Here is a 21,546-nt window from a genome sequence, read left to right on the forward strand (position 1 = left end):
TGTTCAGTAGAACAGGCGGGTGAACGAAAAGCCGATGTTCAGGTAGGCGCTCCAATCGTCTTCATTGTTGTAGGCGGTTGCCACCTGAATGGGGCCAAGGAAGGTGTCAATGCCGGCAAACAGGCTCCCGGAACGCAGCAGGTTATTCCAGCGGGCGTCCCCCAGGGACGACCAGGCATTACCGGTTTCAAAACCCGCTCCGGCAAACCAGGGCATAAATGGCCCGCCAAATTCCTGCCTGACATAGACGCCGGCCAGGGCCGCATCCTCTCCCGAAACCTCACCCTGGCTGTAGGCCGACAGCCGATGGAAACCACCCAATAGCACCGAATTCTCAATGCCGGCCACGCCCCGGGTCACGGCGTTGGCGAACAGCAGCCCGGTCACACTGGCCTTGTTCCAGCTTGCAGTACCCAGGGCCATGACCCTTACCGAGTCGAAATCACGGTCGGACCCAAGGCCCGGGCGCTCGAACCGGCCGCGGATACCGGCAAAACCTCCGGACTCCGGGAGGAAGGTATCGTCCAGGGAGTCGTGTACCAGTTGCAGGTTGATATTGCCGCTCTGGATTGAACCGGAGGGCGCCACCGGCTCGCCAACCTGCTCGTCGACGGTTGCGTAGCCCCGTATGTATGCCAGGCGAACCTCTCCATTCGCTCCCAGTTCGGTACCCAACGCCAGATCAATCTGCCGGTTGGTAATATCCACTTCGGTGATACGTTCGCCCTCCCCGTCGAAAGCACTCAGGCTTTCCCGGGAATACTCACCGCCCAGGGTCAGGAACCGTTCAAAGCCATAGTCCAGAGGCTGGAACCATTCGGTTCGCACCCGCGGCTGGGTACCCAGTTGAAGCCCCGTTGTCCACTCACCACCCAGGGCGTTGAGGCCCGTCATCCGCAATGAGGTGGCAACATTGAAACGGGTGTCGCTCTCGAAATTGTCTTCATAGTTCAGGCCAAAGGACAGGTAATTTGGCCCCCAGCTTTTCTCGCGAACCCGGACGACCAGATCGGTGCCACCCGCGTCAGTCGGCACCAGGGAATAAGAGACGGTCTCGTAGTAGCCAAGACCGTAGATACGATTAAGGTCTTCTTCCAGCGCGGCCACGTCCAGGGGTTCTCCGGCCTGCTGTCGTATGCGCTGGCGCAGGAAATCGCCGGCCAAGCGGGAATCGTCATCGATTCGGATGCCAGTGATCACACCCGGGCTGAATGAGTGTTCCGTCAACCGGCTTCGAAACCGCTCCCAGTGATCATCACCGACACTCAGATGGCGTAGCTCACCGGCATGTTTGCGGGCCCCGCTGGCACCGAGCTCGAACAGCGCAGGCGCCTTATAGAAATCCGCCGAGGACAGGCCTTCCAGATCCGGCCGTATCAGGATGTCCTGATCGGTCAGCAGTTCCAACTGCTGTTCAGTGTTCTGCCGCGTCATCATGGTGGTGAGCTGCCCCACCACCGAGAATGCCTCGCGGATATCCTCCCGTTCCAACAGCGGATCGGTAATGTCCACCGCAATGACGATATCGGCCCCGAGGTCCCTGGCCACACTGACAGGCAGGTTGTTAGCCACGCCCCCATCCACCAGCAAGCGCCCATCCAGCGTGACTGGCGCGTAGACACCGGGAATACTCATGCTGGCACGAATGGCTTCAGACAGGTTGCCACTGCCAATAACAACTTCCTCGCCGGTTTCCAGGTCGGTGGCAACTGCCCGGAACGGGATGGCCAGTTTGTCAAAGTCCTCCACCAGGGAGGCGTCACGAGTGAGCTCGTTGAGGATAAACCCCAGGTTCTGGCCAGCAATTATGCCGCCTCCCAGGTGCAGACCGTCGGAGCGAACGCCAATACCGGGGGAGACAGGATAGCGCCAGTCCTGGCGCTTGCGCCTGACCGGCTTGTAGGCACGACCGGGGTCATCCTGAAAACTGGACACCCAGTCCATATCGATGAAACGCTCTTCGATCTCGTGGACGTCCATACCGGACGCATAGAGCGCTCCCACAGCCGATCCGGCACTGGTGCCCACCACGAAATCCACCGGCACCTGCAGTTCTTCCAGCACCCGCAGCACACCCACGTGAGCCATGCCCTTGGCACCGCCGCCACTGAGCACAAGTCCCACTTTCGGCCGCCCCACATCCGCCTGTGCCAGACTGGTCGAGAGCAGCACAATGACCAATCCCAGTAACCTCAATACCGACATTATCCTGCCTGCATGTCAGCGCTCATCCGCAGGGTCTTCGTCTGCCAGCGAGAGGTGGGAAACATCGGGCACCACCGGCGGTGGCACTTCACGCTTCACGCCCAGGTCACTGCCCGGGGGCGCCAGCGTCCAGTCGTCCAGGTGCTGGAACATGGGGGTTGGTGCCTCCCGATGCGCCTCCAGCGTGACACCAACCGGGTCGAGGGTCAGCCCCGAGCCGGCAAGAATGCTGTCAACCTTTTCGCCGGCCACCTGCAAACGATCACCGGGTTCCACGGCGACCGATGATCCCGGCTTGCCGGAGCTGACAGCAGGCTCCGCGGAGCCCGGTTCCGCAGAAGGCAACGGTTTTTGCGCTGGCTGAGAACTGGCGGCGGGTTCCGGGCGGGGAGCGGAAGACGACGCCACGCCCTCCATGGGCTGTACATAGGCCACCATGCCGTGTTTTTGCAGAACCAAGCGGTATTTTTCCGCCTGCACCTCCTCAAGCTTATTGCGTATAACCACCGGCTGGCCGCTGAACATGCGGTCAATCTGCTCTACGGTTGCCTTGAACAGGGTCTTCGCGTTATTTCGGGCTGTTACCGGGTCGGTTCCGGGTGTGCATTCACCTTTAAAGACGAGTTGAAACATAGTCCTGCCTCTGCCTGCCTCTGCTTTTATTCATAGTAGTTGATCCTGGCGGGCTCAGGAAATCTGCAGTTGCCAGCCACCTTGATTGCAAAAATGCAAACAATTGAAAAATTCGTGCAAAAAATACGCAAAACCGTTCGGACTCTGCAATAATGATCAGTAACCAAACGTTACATATGTTTACAGAGCCTGACGGGCTGACCCCCCAGGAGTGCCTCCCATGACCATCAAACGCACCATCGGCGCTTTTGCCCTGCTACTTGCACTGGCATCACAACCGGTCATGGCCGGCAACCTGGACGTGCTGCTAAGCGGAATTTTCCCTGACAAACAAGCCACTTACATTGGCTATGAAAGCGTTGAGCGTGAAGACATTCCCGCCACGTCCGCCGTTGAACGCAAATACCTGATTGTGGATTTCCGGTTTCAATCCGAGCCGCCACAAGAGCAGCTCCAGGCCAATGTTCACAAGGTCTGTATGGCACTGCTGAAAGACCGCGAACTGATACGCTCTTTGTCTGACTCCGGTTACGACATGGTCGCTGTCGCCTTCGACCGTAACTCCCAGTTCGACTGTCTCTGATAATGCCCTTACTGGTCCCGACCCAGCAGCCGCGGAAACGCCTCCAGCGCGCTATTCACCGAGTCCAGGTTAAAGGCCTCAACATCCGTCAGTAATCTCTCGCCATAACGGGTCACCGACGGAGAGCGGAAACGCTTCCCCCACTCCAGCACGCGGATGGCAAAATCCTTCATCTGCTCCGGATCGCCGCTCTCCCTCACGGTTTCCCATTCATCACCGAAGTCCCTTGCCAGTTGTTCCCGCAGCCAGCCGCGCTCCTGCATACTGAGTGTCTGCGCCAGCAGGCGTTCTGATTCCTCTGGCGCTCCTTCCTCCTCCGCTTGGGCCCCGGTTGCTTCCACCCGCGGAAGCCGCACGGTAAATGTGGAGCCAGCCCCCGGCTCACTTTCAACCTTCAGTTCGCCGCCCATCATTCGCACCAGTTTGCGGCTGATCGCAAGACCGAGACCGGTGCCACCGTAGCGACGGGTGTTCTGTCCCTCCTGCTGTTCAAAGGCATCAAAAATCTGCTCCTGCTGGTCCGGAGGGATACCGATACCGGTATCCGATACCGTCACCACCAGTCGGTACCAGCAGCGACGATCGGCTTCATTTTCCCCTTCCCCAACCGATCCTTTTTCCGACGATTTCCTGGGCGTGGCGGTCGCGCGAACCGTTACGCCACCCTCGTGTGTAAACTTGATGGCATTACCGACGAGATTGAACAATACCTGCCGCAGCCGCGTCTCATCCAGCATCATCGCCGTTGGCATCTTCGAGTCAACGCTGACTTCCAGCGAGATTCCCTGTTCGGTCGCCCGCAGGTCGAATATATGGCGGACATCGCTGAGCAACCGCCGCACCGACACCGCCGAATAGTCCAGCCGCATTTTTCCCGCCTCGATGCGGGACAGGTCCAGGATGTCGTTGATCAGCATCAACAGACTGCGGCTGCCTGCCCGGATGGCGTCCAGGTAATTCCGCTGCTGGGGGTCCTTGACCGAGTTGCTGAGCAAATCGCTGTATCCGATCACCGCATTCATCGGGGTGCGGATTTCATGGGACATGTTGGCCAGGAACTCGCTTTTCGTCAGGCTGGCCGCCTCGGCTTCCCGCGCCAACCGCTCCGCCTCCAGTTTGGCCGCCCGCAGTTCATCTTCACTGCGCCGCAGAGCGTTTTCCGAGCGGATGCGCTCGTCCACTTCCCGCGAGAGTTTGCGGTTCCAGTACAGGAAAATCAGCACCACCACGAGGGCGATGAGCACAATACGGCGCACCACGGTGTAGTCCGTCTCCTGCTCGATATCCAGGTGGATCCAGCGGTTATAGATTGATTCCGTTTCAGACGCGTCGAGGCTGCCCAGAGCCTTGTTCAGGATGCGCTGCAACTCGGGCCGTTCCTTGCTGACAGCAAAACGCAGTTCATACTGGTAAGGGGTAATGCTGGTAATCCTGAGATTGGACAGCCCCAACCGGGCAACGGTGTAGCTCACCGCCGGAATATGGGTGACCATCACATCAAGGTCACCGTTGGACAGGGCCAACAGGCCTTCCTCGATGGAGGTCACCGGATAAAGATTAAGGTTGGGATGGTTGATCAACAGGTAATCATGCCCGGCCTGGCGATTGACCACCCCCACCTTTTCATCCCTCAGCTCCCGCAGTTCCCCGATAAAACGGCCGTCGTCGCGGATAGCCAGGGCGATGGGGACGGTGAGATACGCGCGGCTGAACAGGAACGACTCCTCCACTCGGGGGGTGCGGGAAAGCGCGGGCAATATATCCACTTCGCCCGAACGCAAAGCACTTTCCTCATCGGCACTGTTGTCCATGACCTCCCGGCTGAAGCGGATGTTCAACTGCTCCTCCAGGCGCGTTACAAGATCTGGAACAAGCCCGGTAAGCTGCCCGTCCTGGGTATACTCAAAAGGTGGCCAATCCGGACGAAAGGCAACACGCAGGTTGGGGTTGTTGTTGAGGAACGCGCGCTCTTCAGCAGACAGGGTAATGGCGGAAGGGTCCAATTCCGGCAGCTCGGTCTGCAACCAGGATTGCCGGATACTCCGGTGTTCACTGTGGTCAATGGACAGCACTGCCTGATTGAGCACCCGGTATGTCTGGTCATTGCCCTTGCTGACTTCCAGCACTACATCGACCGATTGCTGGCTCAGTAGCGAGGCCATTCCCACCCCGTTCACCATCGCCGACTGCAGATAGTCCGACACCACCGGGACCGGGCCTAGAAACGCATCGGCCTGTCCTGAGAGCACCATACCCACTGCTTCACTGACGCTCGGGACAGGCACGGGAGAAAAGCTGTCGACAGGATCAAGCAGGGCAAACTGGTTGGGGTCATTGGTGATCAGGGCGATCCGTGCATCCTCAAGGTCCGAGAGCTTACGGATGCCTGCATCGCCCGAACCGACAAAAATACCGTAGGTCAGACTCATCAATGGCGATGACACCATCACGTTGGAAGGCGGAGACCGGTGTGCCATCCGGGTTGTCAGGCGGGCGTCCAATGTGCCGTCCTGCAGCCACTGGTCAAGCTGCTCTTCGGAGCCGGAAACCGGTTCAACCGGCACACCAAGCTTATTCGACAGCCGGTTGAGGTAGTCAATAAATATGCCGGCCAACTCACCGTTACCGGTGTCAAACACCAGTGGCACCTGGGCACTGCGAACCCCCACGCGAAACGATTCCCGCTCTTCGAGCCAGCGCAAGTCGTCACTACCCAGAACCGGTGCCGGAGACGGCTGCGGCGGTTCGGCAACAGACATGCCGGGCGCCAGCAGGGAGGTGAACACCAACAGAAAATGAAAAACGGCCCTCACTGGATATCCTCACCGGTTCGGCTACAGTTCAGGGAACGATACCCGTAAATTCTTCTGATTGCATTCAGCGGGTTACCCGAATTAACGTGGCCAGACATACAACCTGTCATAACACCGGAGAGAGTCCGGGGAGAATTGTTACGATGGACACCAGCAAGCACACTTTCAGCGTTCTCTTTGAGCAACTCGGCATGCCGTCTGACCCCAGGAGTATCGAGGATTTCATCGCAAAACACTCGCCACTCCCTTCCGAAATTGCCCTGCAGGACGCCCCGTTCTGGTCGGAAAGCCAGTCACACTTCCTTGAAGAAGGACTGGAGGATGACTCTGACTGGGCGGAGATCATTGACGAGCTGGATGCATTGATGAGGCACTGAATCAGAGTGAAGCGATGCGCCCGCGCATACCATCCATAACGTTCTTTGCGGCGCTCCGTGACTGATGTTTCAACGGCTCTCCCTGTCTTGTTTACTACCCCGGCGGGCACGGGGATGACTTTGGTCATAGACCTTTGCCAGGTGCTGGAAATCCAGGTGAGTATAGACTTGGGTTGTGGCTATGTCCGCATGACCGAGCAATTCCTGTACCGCACGCAGGTCACCACTGGACTCCAGCATGTGACTGGCAAATGAGTGCCGCAGGAGGTGAGGGTGAAGCCGTTGATCCGCGCCCTTGACCATACCCCAGCGACTGAGGCGGGACTGGATGCTGCGTGTGCTTAGCCTGTCGCCGCGGCGACTCACAAAAAGAGCGTTTTGTCCTTCCGGTGCCATTGCACCACGGACCTCAAGCCACTGTGACAGCGCATCCAGCGCCTTGCGACCCACCGGCAGGATACGCTCCTTGCTGCCCTTACCCAGGACCCGGACCTCACCACCACGAAAATCCACAGACCCAAGATTCAAACCCGCCAGCTCCGACAACCGCAGGCCGGAGGAGTACATCAGTTCGAACATGCTCAGGTCGCGAACCTCCAACGGGTCGTCAGGGGTCGCGTCAAGCAGGTGGTTGAGTTGGTCCACATCCGCCACCCTGGGCAGACGCTTTCCTGCTTTTGGAGCACGGATATCAAGCGCCGGATTGTCAGTGGCGAGGTGTTCACGCAACAGGTATTCGTAGAAACGGCGGATGGCGGACAGGTGGCGGGCGATACTGCGACCGCCCAGCCCCTGCCGGCTGAGCAGGGCCACATAACGTCGCAGGTCATGGCTGGAAACCGACCGCCAATGAGGTGACGGCAGTTGTTCAACCCAGACGGCAAAGCGCTTCAGATCTTCACAGTAACTGGCACAGGTGCGCGGCGAGTGCCGTTTTTCCGAGGCCAGGTAGCGCAGAAAGGCCGTCAGGGGCTCCGCCAGACTGGCAGCCGGACCAGCCTCGCCACCAGTCACCGACATGCTCAGCGGGACTCCGCCACCACGTCGGTGACTGGCACCGTGGCCGCGTGTCTTTGCAGGATCGGAGGCAGCAGGCGGCTCAGCGTATCGCTGATGTAGGTCAGGAAGAGCGACCCCATGCTCTGGTCAAAATACCCGATCTCGCAACTGCCGACGGCAAAAACCCCGACCAGTTCGTTGGTGCGCAGCGGTACCAGCGCCACTGAAGCGATAGGCTCCTCCCGATCCGGGAACAGGAAGCTACGCTCGCTTTCCCGGAACTGGCCACAAACCGCACGATCACCTTCCAGCAGCCCCCCAAGGCGCGCTTTCGCCGCTTCCGGCGTCACCACATGCAGGGCTCCCTGGGCCGCAGCCGGCAATTCACTGTCGGTGAACAGGATGACCGAGGCCGCATCCAGGCCGAAATCGCCACGGATACTGTCATCAATCGCAGCGGCCATGTCATTCAGGTTGCGGGCCTCAATCACCTGCATCAGCAGGCGCTTGCTTTTCTCGAACAGACGGTCGTTATGGCGGGCAATAGACACCAGCTCCACCAGTTCGCGGCGCAGGGTGTCGCGCTGTTCGCGGAACAGGTGAACCTGGCGCTCCACCAGTGAAATTGCGCGACCACTGTCGTGGGGCAATGTCAGGCTGCGCAGGAGCTCGTCCTGTTCAACAAAGAAATCGGGGTTATTTCGCAGGTAGTCTGCGACGGATTCCCGGCTGAGCTCACCGACCTTCTTGTGGGCCGTTTGTTCTGTCATGCTGCTCTCCTGATGGTCAGGGCCTGGATGTGACTGGCTGGCGCTGGCGATGGTTCTTCCGGTTGGTTCCGGATTTTGCATCCCCCTGCCGTGCACTCTTGCGACGTCTCGGGGACGGGTCTCCCGGCAGGCGAAGCTGACCCTCGAAGACGCTGGCCGTAGGGCCTTCCATCATAACAGGGGACCCTTCCCCCTGCCATTCGATGACAAGGTGCCCGCCCTTGAGTTCGACCTCCACACGGCTGTCCAGCAGGCCACGAAGGCAACCGGCAACCACTGCCGCACAGGCTCCGCTGCCACAGGCCATGGTTTCACCGGAACCGCGTTCGAACACCCGCAGCCGCGCGTGGGTGCGGTCAATCACCTGCAGGAAACCGATATTGGCCCGCGCCGGAAACCGCGGATGGTTCTCAAGCCGGGGCCCAAGTTCGCCCACCGGTGCGGTGTCGACGTTATCAACCAACAGGACGCCGTGGGGATTTCCCATGGATACGGCACTGAGCTCCACCGTGTCACCCCCGACTTCCACGGTGTAAATATCCTTGCGCCGGTCGGCAGCAAAGGGAATGGCCGGCGGATTCAGCTCCGGCACGCCCATGTCCACGGTAACCATGCCAGCACGCCCTACCCTGAGCTCAATTACGCCCTTGGCGGTCTGTACCCGGATAACCTTCTTGTTCGTCAGGCGCTGGTCGCGGACAAAACGGGCAAAACAACGGGCGCCATTACCGCACTGCTCCACTTCCGAACCGTCACTGTTGAAAATCCGGTAGCGGAAATCCACATCCGGCAAGCCTGGCGGTTCAACCACCAGCAACTGGTCGAAGCCGATGCCGAAGTGTCGGTCGGCAAGCTCACGAATCGTGTCGGGACGCAGGCGGAACGGCTGGCTGATGGCGTCCACCACCATGAAATCGTTGCCCAGGCCATGCATCTTGGTGAAATTGAGCAATGGACCCTGTCCACGCCGGGACTGACTCATACCTTCATCCCCACTCATTCCGGCAAACAGCTTTCAGGGCCAAGCTGCTCTTCCAGGGTTTCCCGCCGGCGAACAACGTGCACCTGGTCACCATCCACCATCAGTTCCGGCGGGCGGTTACGTGTGTTGTAGTTGGAACTCATGACAAAACCATAGGCGCCAGCGGAGCGAACCGCCAGCAGATCACCTGCCTGGAGTCGCATTTTGCGATCCTTGCCCAGGAAATCACCGGTCTCACACACCGGCCCCACCAGATCCCAGGCTTTCTCCTCGCCGTCATTGCGGGGTGTCACCGGGATAATGGATTGCCACGCGCTGTAGAGAGCGGGACGGATCAGGTCGTTCATCGCCGCGTCGATAATGGCGAAATTGCGATGTTCTGTGCACTTGAGGAATTCAACCCGCGTCAGCAGGATACCGGCGTTTGCCGCGATGGAGCGGCCGGGCTCCATGATCAGTTCCAGTTCCCGGTCGCCCAGGCGTTCCGCCAGCGCGGTTACATAGTCTGACGGCTGCGGTGGCTGTTCCCGGTCGTAGGTGACTCCCAGGCCACCACCCATGTCCAGGTGGCGGATAACAATATTGTTCTGCGCCAGGGCATCGATCAGCGCCAGCACCCGGTCCAGCGCGTCCAGGAAGGGCGACACTGTGGTCAACTGGGAGCCGATATGGCAATCCACACCCTGTATGTCCAGATTGGGCATGGCGGCAGCACGCTGGTAAACCGCTGGCGCTTCGGCAATATCAATACCGAATTTGTTTTCTTTCAGGCCGGTGGAAATGTAGGGGTGAGTGCCCGCGTCCACATCGGGGTTCACCCGCAGGGAAACCGGAGCCTTCACACCCAGTTCGCCCGCCACTTCGTTGAGCCGGTCCAGTTCGGTGTCGGATTCGACGTTGAAACAGCGAACGCCCGCCTCCAGGGCGCGGCGCATTTCCCAGCGCTGCTTGCCAACGCCGGAAAAGACCGTTTTTGCAGGATCACCGCCGGCCCGAATCACCCGCTCGAGCTCCCCGGCAGAGACAATGTCGAAGCCGGCACCAAGACGCGCCAGCACATTCAGCACGGCAATATTGCTGTTGGCCTTGACGGCATAGCACACCAGGTGGGGACGGCCTGTCAGGGCATCGTCATAGGCCCGGTAATGGCGTTCAAGGGTGGCACGGGAATAGACATACGCGGGCGTACCAAAGCGCCCGGCGATGTCCGCGACCGCTACTTCCTCGGCGAACAATTCACCGTTACGGTAATTGAAGTGATCCATGGATGTCCTGAGTCTGTTATCGGGTCAGCCTGCCAGACCTAGCGGTCTTCAGCCTGCTCATTTCTGTCCTGCGCACGGGTGCTGGCCTGCTCGGAGGCTGCCTCGCTGTCGGCCGGAGCCTCACGGTAGAGCGGGCCTTTCTGGCCGCAACCGGCCAGGAACACGGCCGTCACCAGCAGGAGTGCGATTGTCTGCCCTGGCTTCATCGGTAGCTGCCCCTTGTGTCTGTATGGGCGCAGTATACCTGAGTTTGGCGGCGTCCGGCGAGATGCCACGGCCACCGATCCGGGGTGTTAAAGGTGCTGATTCAGCGAGCGTTCCAGTTCCGTGCGGTAATAGAGGTACTGGATAGTCTGGATATCCTGCTGGTAGACCTGTGGGTCCAGGTCGTGGGGCAGGTGAACATCGGTCAGGTAGACCGGATACGGCTCGCCACTGTGGCGGAGCGAGCGAATGTAGTGGGCCACCGCCGGGATCAGTTGGTCTCCGTACTCCTGGACGGTAAATTCCTGGTCACCGCAGAAAATATCGAAACGCACCCGGGAGTCGCCCTCCTGGATACCGATGGCCTGCACTTCCAACCCCGGCAGTGACGCATTGCTGTCCGCGTCCGGACGCCGTTCGGCACGCCACTGGCCATCGCGCAGCACCATTTCATAGCACTGCACACCGGAAATATCGGTAATCGCGTCAAGTTGGCGCAACTGCCTGCGTTCCGTCAGGTTTTCCAGGAATCGCAGTAACGGCACCAGCAGGAAGCGGCGATTGGCATAGCCTTGCTGCCAGCAGAACACCGACCCCAGCTCGTCCACCACCCACACCCGCGCGGTATCGCCGGTTACCCGGCAGAACACCTGGATGTTACCCGGCTCACTGGCATGGCACACGGTGCGCAGGGGCAGGTCGTCCAGCAGGGCGTACTGGTCAAACACCACCGGCAGATAGGACTCCTGGGGTTTTGCCAGGTAGGCCATCAACGCCTCGGTACTGTCGAAGGCCACGAACCCCGGTTCGGTACCGTTAAAACGCAGAAGGAAGAAGCGCCTGTCCATCTCTATCACATAGCGCAGGGGATGGGGGCCAACGCCGCCGGCGAAGAAATGGCGCATCACGTCGATGAACAGCTCGCGCACCCGACGGGCAATGGCGGCACCATGGCCGGTGTTATGGCTGTGGACCATAATCTCCGGCAACCGGTCGGGGGCCGCAGCCACCGAGGCCAGGATATTCTTCAGGCACTGGATCAGGGTATCGCCGGCGGCATAGTGCTGCAGGCTGACCTCGTGCCAACTGTTGAAGGTGACCTGGTCAATGGTGTTCACCAGGTTCTCCCGCCCGCCACTGAAACCCAGTGAGTCGTGTCGGGCGCTGAGTTTGTGCAGCCCGCGCTCGGTCAGAAAGGCTTGGGGGTCCACCCCGACATTTACAAACAACAGGTTACGCAACGGATGCACAGCCCTGGACAAGGCTTCCCGCCCGGCAGGTTCCACCGGGAACGGCAGAAACGAACCCAGCGCGTCCAGCATTTCCCTCAGCTCCGCCACCGAGGCAATACTGCTGCCGGCGCGGACGTTCAACCGGGTGGACCGGGTCAGCAGGCCATTGTAATAACTCCAGAGCATCAGCTCTGTGAGGTTGCCTGAGCGGCGGATAACCGGTTGCCAGAGGGCATCCGACGGGTCTTCGAGGTCACGGTAGAGCAGCCAGCCCTCGTAAGCCGCCGATCCGCCCTGTTCCGACTGGTGATGGAACGCCAGATTCTCCTCCGACAGCGACGGTGCCAGCCCGGGATTGATCTGCTCAATCTTGCCAGCCTTACGCTGGAAGGCGGCATAGAGTTTTCGCCCCAACAGATTCATGTCATTACCACTGATAGCAGCACGAGTACCATGATCCCGTGCCAGGCGCGACAACAAGCGGTAGCTGTGGGTTAATTCAGCCACCACAGCCCGTCGCAGGGTCACCACATCTTCTGCCCGCCAACGTATCCGGTTGTCCAGGTTTTTCAGCTCCGGGGCCGACCAGCCCCAGGAGTCGACCAGCGACTGCAACAGCCCGGTTCGCCAGCCAGACCCCGCCTGCGCCGAACGGGTCAGCGGCAACCCCGCCTTAAGGTAGAGGCTTTGGCGCACCAGCGCCAGGCGCTGGGGCGCGTCTTCTAGCAGCCAACGCTCAAGGCGCTGGTAAAGCAGTATATAAGGATCGAGCCGGTCAGGATCGGTTTCACCGGCGAAAATCTCGGCCTTGAAGACCCGGGATAGCAATGGCTCGTTACCACTGCGTGCATAACATTCAATCAGCAACAGCTTGAGGATGGATTTCCAGGGCGCGTCAATGCCCTTGTACAATTGCCAGACCCCGGCACCGAGAAACTCTTCCTGCGGGATGGACGACACCGGGCCGAAATCAATGTATTCATCGCCCCGGATGAAGCGGCAATCAATCAGTTGCCGCGCGCACTCGTCGTAGCGCTCTTCATCCTGCACCGGCACCAGCCACCAGAGCGGGTAGCAGCCACCGAGATGAATCCCCGTGCGATAGAATTCATCCAGCAGGAGGTAATGCTGCGAACTGCCGCAGTTCTCGCCGGTGACTTCCGCACGCTGACGCCCGGCGCGCCAGTCGGCGGCGGAAAACACGAACACGTGAAGTTCCACTCCCAGGGTCGCGGCCCAGGCCGACAGGCTCTGCGCCTTGCGCTCCAGGCAACGTATGCCTCGCTCCGGAAGATCCGGACGATGGCACAGCCAGATATCCAGGTCACTGGCCACCGAATGGCCGAGAGTTCCGGGACTTCCCATCAGGAACAAGGCTTCCAGGTCCGGCTTTCGCCGCCCCTCGTCCTTGAGCGAAAAGGTTCGTGCCAGGCGCCTGGCGGCGCTCAGCGTTGGCTCGGAAGGCCGGTAGTGGCTCAGGCCATAGGGACAGTCGCTGTCAAGATAACCAGGCAGGGCCGGGTGGTTCAGGTGAAACACCAGTGGCAACACGTCCAGGACTGCCTGCTGGCGATAGGTCAGAGCCGAATGGGCGCGCTCCCAGCGTTGCCGGTTGACAGCCATGAACCGATCCCGCAGCCGTCGCAGCGTTTTTCGGTCGATACCCTCGTCGAAATCCAGGGCAATGGGAGCGGTATGGGTGGTCACGGTGACTCCGCGGGAGAGGTTCTTTCCGATATCATTATCAGTATGATGGATGCATCGTGGCAAAACCGGCAAAAAAATAAAAGCGGGACTACTTTACAACATCCCGCCACGAACCTGGCTGAGGTTATTCCGTCGTGAAAGAATTCTTTATCCGTCGAGACCGCTCCGACGCGCCCCAGGGTGCTGAGCGACGCACCCTGATCCGTATCAACGACGAAGGCGTGATCCTGTTCGCCGATCATCACGCCGAGGCGGTACTGGGCTATGAGGCCAGCGAACTGGAAGGACGCAAGGTGCAGTGTATCCTGGCTACGCGCCAGGACGACCCCTTCGCGCCGGCCCACCGACATCGCATCGAAAACGGCGAATCGGTACTGATTACCTTTCGCCACAAGGAAGGATTTTTCTTTACCGCCGCTCTCAGCCTGCGCATGGATATCCGCGATTCCGACCAGGCTGCCAGCGCCTGTATCAGCCAGCGTGACCACTCCCCCATCGACCACCGCCTGATCCGTCTGGCGGAAACCTCCGCCGGCCTGGGCATCTGGGAACTGGATCTCAACAGCAATGAGCTGACCTGGACAGACGGCATGTATCACCTTCTGGAGTTGCGGCCCGGTAACGAAATCACGCCGGAACAGGCGCTTTTTTACTGCCAGTCCAGCCAGGGCCGGATTCGCGCCCTGTTCCGGCGCTGCATCCGCACCGGGCAACCCTTTTCCCTGACCCTGGACCTGCTGACCGCCCGCCAGAACATCCGCCAGGTAACACTGACCGGTCGCGCCCTGAAAGCCGGCGAACGGATACAACGCCTGGGTGGCACGCTGGTTGACCGCACCCATGAACGCAACCAGACCCTGGCCCGCCAACAGGCAGAACAGCTGTTGGCGGCCACCATTGATACCACCAGCGATCTGGTGGTTGCCGTTGACCGCCAGCTCAACCTGCTGCATTTCAATCGTGCCTTCAGTCGCCAGTTTGAGCTCACCTTCGGCCTGCACCCTAAACCCGACAGCAACCTGAGTGCGGTGTTACACGAGTTCCCCAACGAGCGGCGGCTTATGGAGCGACTCTGGAACCGCGCCTTCGAACGTGACAGTTTTGTGGTGGAAATGCCCCTGGCGCAGCAGCACAAGGAGCTTCCGCTGTACGAAATTCACTATCAGCGCCTGACGGATTCCCAGGGCGAGGTCATCGGGGCCGTTCACGTTGCCCGGGATATCAGCGACCGCCTGCTGAACTCGTCCAGCAGCGAATACCGAATTCAGCACGACCCGGTCACCGGTCTGATGAATCGCAAAGCCTTCCTGGCCAGGTTTCAGAAAACACTGGAACAAAACCCCCGACGGGAAAGCACCGACAGCCTGCTCTATCTGGACCTGGACGGGTTTGAGCACTTCAACGACATTGCCGGCAGCGGTATCTGCGACCGCTACCTGCGTGAACTTGCCGGCAACCTGGGCGTCAAGGTGCGGCAGCGGGATGGGCTTGCGCGCCTGGCTGGCGATACTTTCGCTCTGCTAATCGAGAACTGCCCCGAAGCCAGGGCCCGCAAGATTACCGACAGCATTCTGGAGCTGATTGGCGGCTTTGTTTTCCACTGGCAGGACAAGCAATTACAGACAACCGCCAGCGGCGGCCTGCTGTTCCTGGATGAACACGCACCAACCGACCCGGAGCAGTTGCTGACCCAGGCCGCCGATTTGTGCCATACCGCGAAAACCTCCGGCCGCAACCGGATTCACGCTGCCCGGGCCATGTCCCTGTCGCTGGATGAAAGCACCACCAACGACGTCCTGGAGCAGATTCGCCAGGCCCTCGACAGCGGCCATCTGAAGCTCGAGTACCAGTCGCTACGGCCGGTGGCCAGTGTTACCTGGGGCGACCATATCGAAATCCTGACCCGGATTCCCGGCGAGACCCCGGACAGCCCGCCGCTGACACCCAGCGAGTTCCTGCCAGTGGCCGAGCGGTTCGATCTCGCCAAACGCCTGGACCGTCAGGTTATTCGCCAGACCCTGGCCTGGCTGGCGCAGCATCGACTGCTGGAGCCGCGCCTCAAGTACTGCGGTTTTAACCTGTCCCTGGCCAGTGTACTGGACGACACCTTCGCCGATTTTATGGAAACCGCCCTGAAAGGCTCACCCTTTGCCCCGGAGTGTTTCTGCCTGGAAATCCGGGAATCCCATGCCACCCAGTATCCGGACGACGTGGCGGTACTCTGCGACACCCTTCACCGGGTTGGCTGCCGGGTGGCACTGGATGGCGCGGGAGCGTCAGTGGAGAGCTACAGCCTGGCGGCGCGATTGCCGGTGGATATTATCAAGCTGGACCACAAAATCATGCAGCACCTGAACGATGATCCGGTGCAACAGGTGATGGTAGAGGCGCTGCACAAGATTGCGGAAGCCTCGGGCAAGGTAACCGTCGCCACATTCATCGAAAACGACGACACCCTCCGCAAGGTGCGTACACTGGGCATCCATTACGGTCAGGGCTTCCGACTCTACCGGCCTCGCCCCCTGGAGGAGCTGAGACCGGCGGAAGTCGCCCTGACCACCGGGAAGATTGGCGGCTAGAACGCCTTCCTGGCCCGGGCCACGGCGGCGCGAACCTGGGCCGGCGCGGTGCCACCCAGATGATCCCGGGCCTGCACCGACCCTTCCAGGGTGAGTACATCGAACACATCCTCGCCGATCACATCGGAGAAGCGCGTCAGCTCGTCCGTGGTCATCTCCGACAGGTCACGGCCCTCGGCAACGCCGAAGGCCACGGCCTTGCCCACGATCTCGTGGGCATCACGGAAGGCCACGCCCTTCTTGACCAGGTAGTCCGCCAGATCGGTTGCAGTTGAGAAACCGCGCTTGGCCGCCACCCGCATATTGTCCGCCTTGGCTTCAATGGCCGGAATCATGTCGGCGTAAGCCTTGAGGCAGCCCTTGACGGTGTCCACGGTATCAAACAGGGGCTCCTTGTCTTCCTGGTTGTCCTTGTTGTACGCCAGCGGCTGGCTTTTCATCAGGGTCAGCAGGCTGATCAGGTGGCCATTCACCCGGCCGGTCTTGCCCCGCACCAGCTCCGGCACATCCGGATTCTTCTTCTGGGGCATGATGGACGAACCGGTGCAGAAGCGGTCCGGCAGGTCGATGAAATCAAACTGGGCGGAGGTCCACAGCACCAGCTCTTCGCTGAACCTGGACAGGTGGGTCATCAGCAGGGCCGCGAAGCTGCAGAACTCGATGGCAAAGTCCCGGTCGCTGACAGAGTCCAGGGAGTTCTCACTGGGCCGGTCAAAGCCCAGCAGTTTTGCGGTGATACTGCGATCAATGGGGTAGGTTGTGCCAGCCAGTGCAGCGGCGCCCAGGGGCATCACATTGACCCGCTTGCGGCAGTCCTGCAGGCGCTCGGCATCCCGCACCAGCATCTCGTACCACGCCAGCAGGTGATGGCCAAACGTAACCGGCTGGGCGGTCTGCAGGTGGGTAAACCCCGGCATGATGGTCTCCGCTTCACGCTCGGCCAGGTCCAGCAGGCCGGCCTGCAGGCGCCGGAGCTCTTCGGCGATCACGTCGATTTCATCACGCAGGTAAAGGCGGATATCCGTGGCCACCTGGTCATTACGGCTGCGGCCGGTGTGCAGCTTCTTGCCGGTGATGCCAATGCGGTCCGTCAACCGTGCCTCAATGTTCATGTGCACATCTTCCAGGCTGACCGACCACTGGAACGTGCCGGCCTCGATGTCGGCCTTGACGGCTTTCAGGCCTTCGATGATGGTGTCACGCTCTTCATTGGTAAGCACGCCTACTTCCGCCAGCATGGTGGCGTGGGCAATGGAGCCGGTAATATCGTGATGGTACAGGCGCTGGTCAAAGCCCACGGAAGCGGTGAAACGCTCCACAAAGGCATCGGTGGGTTCGGTAAAACGACCGCCCCAGGGTTTCTCGGCGCTCTTGTTCTGATCCGTCATGGTCTATCTTTCCTGCTGACAGCCCGGCATCATTCTGCGGGAATGGGTAAATGGAATGTCGCGGGATTATAGCATTCTGAAGCGCACAGTTGCCCTTCTCTGATTCAGGAAAAGCGTCAATGGCAGCAAGACACAACAGGGAACGCACGGCCAGGGAAACCACCGTGAGCGACACCGATTTCTATGTACCGGACCTTTGCCGGGTGCGCGCCGTGTTCATGCTGGTGGTCACCAGCGAGCTGATGGTGCTGGTTCTGTCGATTGTCCAGGCACAAAGCCACTGGATTGACTGGAACTACTTCGGCCTGCTGTCACTGTTCGTGCAATGGACCGTCCTCACCAGTGCCGCCCTGATCTGCCTGTTACGGCGCTGGCTGTCGACCCTGACCATTCCCCGGGCCACCGCTGTGATCGTTGCCATCGTGCTGCTGGACGTGCTGGCTTTCAGCCTGTTCGCAGACAGCGTGATTCATCCCCGGCCGGGCGTTGAGGCCTGGCAGGGTGTGGCCAAGAAACTGTTGCTGGCGCTACTGATCACGCTGATGGTGTTGCGTTACTTTTACCTGCAATTCCAGTGGCAGCAGCAACGGGAATCGGAGATGCAGGCACGCCTGACGGCCCTCCAGGCGCGAATCCACCCGCATTTCCTGTTCAACAGCATGAACACCATCGCCAGCCTGATCACCATAAACCCGGAGCGGGCAGAGGATGCAGTGCTCGACCTGTCCGAACTGTTCCGTGCCAGCCTGCGGACCGGTGACCGCCTGATTCCCCTGTCGGCGGAACTGGACCTGTGCCGGCGCTACCTGGCCATCGAAAAACTGCGCCTGGAAGACCGGCTGACCCTGGACTGGCAAATCGAGGAGGGCCTGGACCAACAAGCCATACCGCCGCTGACCCTGCAACCACTGGTGGAGAATGCCATCTATCACGGCATACAGCCCCGCCCGAACGGGGGCACCGTGAAAATCGAGGCCTATCGCAAGGGGCCATCGGTTTACCTGATGGTGCAAAACCCACGTCCGGCCCCGGACCACGGCGGCCACAACGGCAACCGCATGGCATTGGCCAACATTCAATCGCGCCTGCATGCCCTGTTCGGAGAGCCTGCAGTGCTGAAACACAGCCACCAGAATGATATATATACCGTCACGCTCCGGCTGCCCTGGCAGACGGCAAGTGGCAATGGTAAACCCGCAACAAGGAGTGAGTAGGCACCCATGGCCGACCCAAACCGCCGCAGTGTACTGGTTGTCGATGACGAACCGCTGGCCCGGGAACGGATACGCCGGCTGGTGGAGGCACTGCCAGGGTACACAGCGTGTGGCGAAGCCGGCGACGGCGAGGAGGCGCTGACAAAGATCGCACAACTGAGCCCGGATATTCTGCTGCTCGACATCCGCATGCCCGGCACGGACGGCATGGAAGCGGCCCAACGGATCGCAAGGCTGGAAGCGCCTCCCGCTGTCATCTTCTGTACCGCGTATGACCATTACGCCATCCAGGCGTTCGACGTACACGCGGTGGCCTACCTGCTCAAACCGGTTCGCAGGGAGGCACTGGCTGACGCCCTGAAGCGTGCCGGCCGCGTCAACCGGGTGCAACTGCAGGCGTTGGCGGAAAAGGCGTCGGGCCCGGACGAACAGATCGCCATCCGCACCCACCGCGGCACTGAACTGATCGACATCCGGGGAATCCTGTACTGCGAGGCCGACCAGAAATACGTCACCATCCACCATGTCCGTGGCGAGACGGTCACCGATTACACCCTGAAAGAACTGGAAGGCACGTATCCACAGCACTTGCTGAGGGTCCACCGGCACACATTGGTGGGCGTGCGGTTTATCCGGGCCCTGCTGAGACGCCGTGACGGCCAGAATCTGATCGACCTGACGGACCATTACGGCCAGTTGCCGGTGAGCCGAAGGCACGCCGCCTCTGTGCGGCAATGGCTGAGGGAGCATTGCCCCGGGTAGCCCGCCCGTCAGGGCTGGAGGCGCGACATTCGGCTCCACAATTGGCCACACAAAGAGTACCCTTGGCATACCATTTTTCAGATCCGGCAACGAGTATCATGTCAAAACGAACCCTTCGTATTGCAACCCGCAGCAGTGCATTGGCGCTGTGGCAGGCGGAATTTATCAAGTCCGAACTGGAACGGCTCCACGACAACGTGGAGGTTGAACTGGTCAAGATCAAAACCCAGGGTGACAAGATCCTCGATGTACCGCTGGCCAAAATCGGTGGCAAGGGTCTGTTCGTCAAGGAACTGGAAGAGGCCATGCTGGCGGGCAGCGCCGACCTGGCCGTGCACTCCATGAAGGACGTTCCCATGGAATTCCCGGAAGGGCTGGGGCTGGTCGCCATCTGTGAGCGGGAAGACCCCACCGATGCTTTCGTCAGCAATGACTACGATAACGTGGATGCCCTGCCCCACGGCGCCGTTGTCGGCACTGCCAGCCTGCGCCGGGAAGCCCAACTCCGTGCCTACCGGCCCGACCTGGAGATCCGCACCCTGCGCGGCAACGTCAACACTCGCCTGGCCAAGCTGGACGCCGGCGATTACCAGGCCATCGTGCTGGCCAGTTCCGGGCTGAAACGCCTCGGCTTCCATGACCGTATCCGCTATTGTCTGCCAGACAGCATCTCCCTGCCCGCCGTAGGCCAGGGTGCACTGGGCATCGAGTGTCGGCTGGATGACGCCGAACTGATCGCGATGCTCGAACCCCTGGACCATCCCGACAGCTCGGACCGTGTTAAGGCGGAACGGGCCCTGAACCGCCGCCTGCAGGGTGGCTGCCAGGTACCTATCGCCGCCTATGCGCTGTTGGAAGACGACGACACAATCTGGCTGCGAGGCCTGGTCGGTGCCGTGGACGGCACACAAGTGTTCCGGGTGGAGGGCCGCGCACCCCGCAGCGAGGGGGAACGCCTTGGCCGCGAATTGGCGGAAGACCTGCTCGCATTGGGTGCAGACAAGGTGCTGGCTGAAATCTATGGCCATACCCCGACCTGATTCACTGCCCCTTGAGGGCCGGCGAATCCTGGTCTGCCGGCCACAACCGGAGGCCGACCGGCTTGCCGCGAGTTTCCGTGATGCCGGCGCCGATGCCCGGGCAATGCCCCTCGTTGCCCGGGAACCGCTACCGGAAGACCCCGCCACCCGCACCCAAATCCTGAACCTGGATGAGTTCAGCCATGTGATTGCCGTCAGCCCCTATGCCGCCGGCCTACTGCTGGAGTGGTTGGACGACTGGTGGCCACAAACGCCCACGGGGATCAACTGGTACGGTGTCGGTGCCGGAACCGCTGCGGTAATGAGCGACTACGGCCTGAATCCGCGTCAGCCAGACGCCGGCCATACCAGCGAGGATTTGCTACAGTTGCCGGAGCTGACCACACTGGACCATGCAAAGGTTCTGCTGGTACGGGGCCAGGAAGGTCGTGAGCTGATTCCGCAAACCCTGGAAAAACGGGGCGCGCGCGTCACCGTGTTGCCACTTTATCGCCGCTACTGTCCCGACTATGATGAAGCAACGCGGAATGCGATGCTGAATGACTTTTCTCCCGAGGCCATCGTCACACTGTCGGGAGAAACATTGAACAATCTCATCGCACTCAGTGAAAATACCGGCCATAATCTCGAAAATACTTTACTGGTTGTCCCCGTTGAGCGGATTGCCGAACAAGCACGTCTGGCCGGCCTTCGGCGAACGTGTATACCAGGAAGCCTTGCCGATAGCTCGATTGTGGCTGCAGTTGCCGAACAACTTGCCAGCCTGGACGGAGGCTCCGGAAACACCAAGTAA

General features: G+C 60.5%; 17 protein-coding genes. 7 read left to right on the forward strand and 10 right to left on the reverse strand.

Annotated features, from left to right (window positions below; genetic code table 11):
• Positions 1-3 precede the first annotated feature (3 nt).
• Both NLU14_RS06995 and NLU14_RS07000 read right to left on the reverse strand, forming a co-directional pair.
• The gene (locus NLU14_RS06995; protein WP_275705488.1) at positions 4-2,205 is read right to left on the reverse strand and encodes a patatin-like phospholipase family protein; all 2,202 of its coding nucleotides are present in this window, start codon (positions 2,203-2,205) and stop codon (positions 4-6) included.
• Positions 2,206-2,220: 15 nt separating this feature from the next.
• Positions 2,221-2,838 carry a hypothetical protein gene (locus NLU14_RS07000; RefSeq protein ID WP_275705490.1) on the reverse strand — a complete coding sequence of 206 codons (618 nt, stop codon included), beginning with the start codon at positions 2,836-2,838 and terminating at the stop codon, positions 2,221-2,223.
• A gap of 220 nt (positions 2,839-3,058) precedes the next feature.
• Between NLU14_RS07000 and NLU14_RS07005 the strand changes: the two genes are divergently transcribed.
• Entirely contained in the window at positions 3,059-3,421 is a 363-nt protein-coding gene (locus NLU14_RS07005; RefSeq protein WP_275705491.1) for a hypothetical protein, read from the forward strand.
• Between the two features lie 8 nt (positions 3,422-3,429).
• On the opposite strand, the gene NLU14_RS07010 is transcribed toward NLU14_RS07005, so the two are convergent.
• Positions 3,430-6,234, reverse strand: a complete 2,805-nt coding sequence (locus NLU14_RS07010; RefSeq protein WP_420845044.1) for a transporter substrate-binding domain-containing protein — start codon at positions 6,232-6,234, stop codon at positions 3,430-3,432.
• Between the two features lie 143 nt (positions 6,235-6,377).
• Here NLU14_RS07010 and NLU14_RS07015 point away from each other — a divergent pair, with 143 nt between their 5' ends.
• Entirely contained in the window at positions 6,378-6,611 is a 234-nt protein-coding gene (locus tag NLU14_RS07015) for a DUF2789 domain-containing protein (protein WP_275705492.1), read from the forward strand.
• 69 nt (positions 6,612-6,680) lie between these two features.
• On the opposite strand, the gene xerC is transcribed toward NLU14_RS07015, so the two are convergent.
• The 6 genes from xerC to NLU14_RS07045 all read right to left on the reverse strand — a co-directional run bounded on the left by xerC (position 6,681) and on the right by NLU14_RS07045 (position 13,770).
• A complete protein-coding gene (xerC, locus tag NLU14_RS07020) occupies positions 6,681-7,631 on the reverse strand; it encodes a tyrosine recombinase XerC (RefSeq protein WP_275705493.1) in 951 nt (316 codons plus the stop codon).
• A gap of 2 nt (positions 7,632-7,633) precedes the next feature.
• Positions 7,634-8,380, reverse strand: a complete 747-nt coding sequence (locus tag NLU14_RS07025; protein WP_275705494.1) for a DUF484 family protein — start codon at positions 8,378-8,380, stop codon at positions 7,634-7,636.
• Between the two features lie 16 nt (positions 8,381-8,396).
• The gene (dapF, locus tag NLU14_RS07030; RefSeq protein ID WP_275705495.1) at positions 8,397-9,362 is read right to left on the reverse strand and encodes a diaminopimelate epimerase; all 966 of its coding nucleotides are present in this window, start codon (positions 9,360-9,362) and stop codon (positions 8,397-8,399) included.
• Positions 9,363-9,376: 14 nt separating this feature from the next.
• The gene (lysA, locus tag NLU14_RS07035; protein ID WP_275705496.1) at positions 9,377-10,627 is read right to left on the reverse strand and encodes a diaminopimelate decarboxylase; all 1,251 of its coding nucleotides are present in this window, start codon (positions 10,625-10,627) and stop codon (positions 9,377-9,379) included.
• Between the two features lie 38 nt (positions 10,628-10,665).
• On the reverse strand, positions 10,666-10,833 hold the full coding sequence (lptM, locus tag NLU14_RS07040) for an LPS translocon maturation chaperone LptM (RefSeq protein WP_275705497.1): 168 nt from the start codon (positions 10,831-10,833) through the stop codon (positions 10,666-10,668).
• A gap of 87 nt (positions 10,834-10,920) precedes the next feature.
• Positions 10,921-13,770, reverse strand: coding sequence for a class I adenylate cyclase (locus NLU14_RS07045; RefSeq protein ID WP_275705498.1), 2,850 nt, complete (start codon positions 13,768-13,770; stop codon positions 10,921-10,923).
• Positions 13,771-13,904: 134 nt separating this feature from the next.
• On the opposite strand from NLU14_RS07045, the gene NLU14_RS07050 reads away from it, so the two are divergent.
• A complete protein-coding gene (locus NLU14_RS07050) occupies positions 13,905-16,349 on the forward strand; it encodes an EAL domain-containing protein (protein ID WP_275705499.1) in 2,445 nt (814 codons plus the stop codon).
• On the opposite strand, the gene argH is transcribed toward NLU14_RS07050, so the two are convergent.
• Positions 16,346-17,737 carry an argininosuccinate lyase gene (gene argH / locus NLU14_RS07055; protein WP_275705500.1) on the reverse strand — a complete coding sequence of 464 codons (1,392 nt, stop codon included), beginning with the start codon at positions 17,735-17,737 and terminating at the stop codon, positions 16,346-16,348. The genes NLU14_RS07050 and argH overlap by 4 nt on opposite strands.
• Before the next feature lie 119 nt (positions 17,738-17,856).
• On the opposite strand from argH, the gene NLU14_RS07060 reads away from it, so the two are divergent.
• The 4 genes from NLU14_RS07060 (at position 17,857) to NLU14_RS07075 (ending at position 21,546) form a co-directional block, all read left to right on the forward strand.
• Positions 17,857-18,951 (forward strand): sensor histidine kinase, encoded by a 1,095-nt coding sequence (locus NLU14_RS07060; RefSeq protein ID WP_275705501.1) that lies wholly within the window; start codon positions 17,857-17,859, stop codon positions 18,949-18,951.
• 6 nt (positions 18,952-18,957) lie between these two features.
• Entirely contained in the window at positions 18,958-19,713 is a 756-nt protein-coding gene (locus tag NLU14_RS07065) for a LytR/AlgR family response regulator transcription factor (RefSeq protein ID WP_275705502.1), read from the forward strand.
• Between the two features lie 98 nt (positions 19,714-19,811).
• Positions 19,812-20,753: a hydroxymethylbilane synthase gene (hemC, locus tag NLU14_RS07070; RefSeq protein WP_275705503.1), complete on the forward strand. Its 942-nt coding sequence runs from the start codon at positions 19,812-19,814 to the stop codon at positions 20,751-20,753.
• The gene (locus tag NLU14_RS07075) at positions 20,734-21,546 is read left to right on the forward strand and encodes a uroporphyrinogen-III synthase (protein ID WP_275705504.1); all 813 of its coding nucleotides are present in this window, start codon (positions 20,734-20,736) and stop codon (positions 21,544-21,546) included. Before hemC ends, NLU14_RS07075 begins: the two co-directional genes overlap by 20 nt.

Source organism: Marinobacter iranensis, assembly GCF_029207565.1.
Classification (GTDB): domain Bacteria; phylum Pseudomonadota; class Gammaproteobacteria; order Pseudomonadales; family Oleiphilaceae; genus Marinobacter; species Marinobacter iranensis.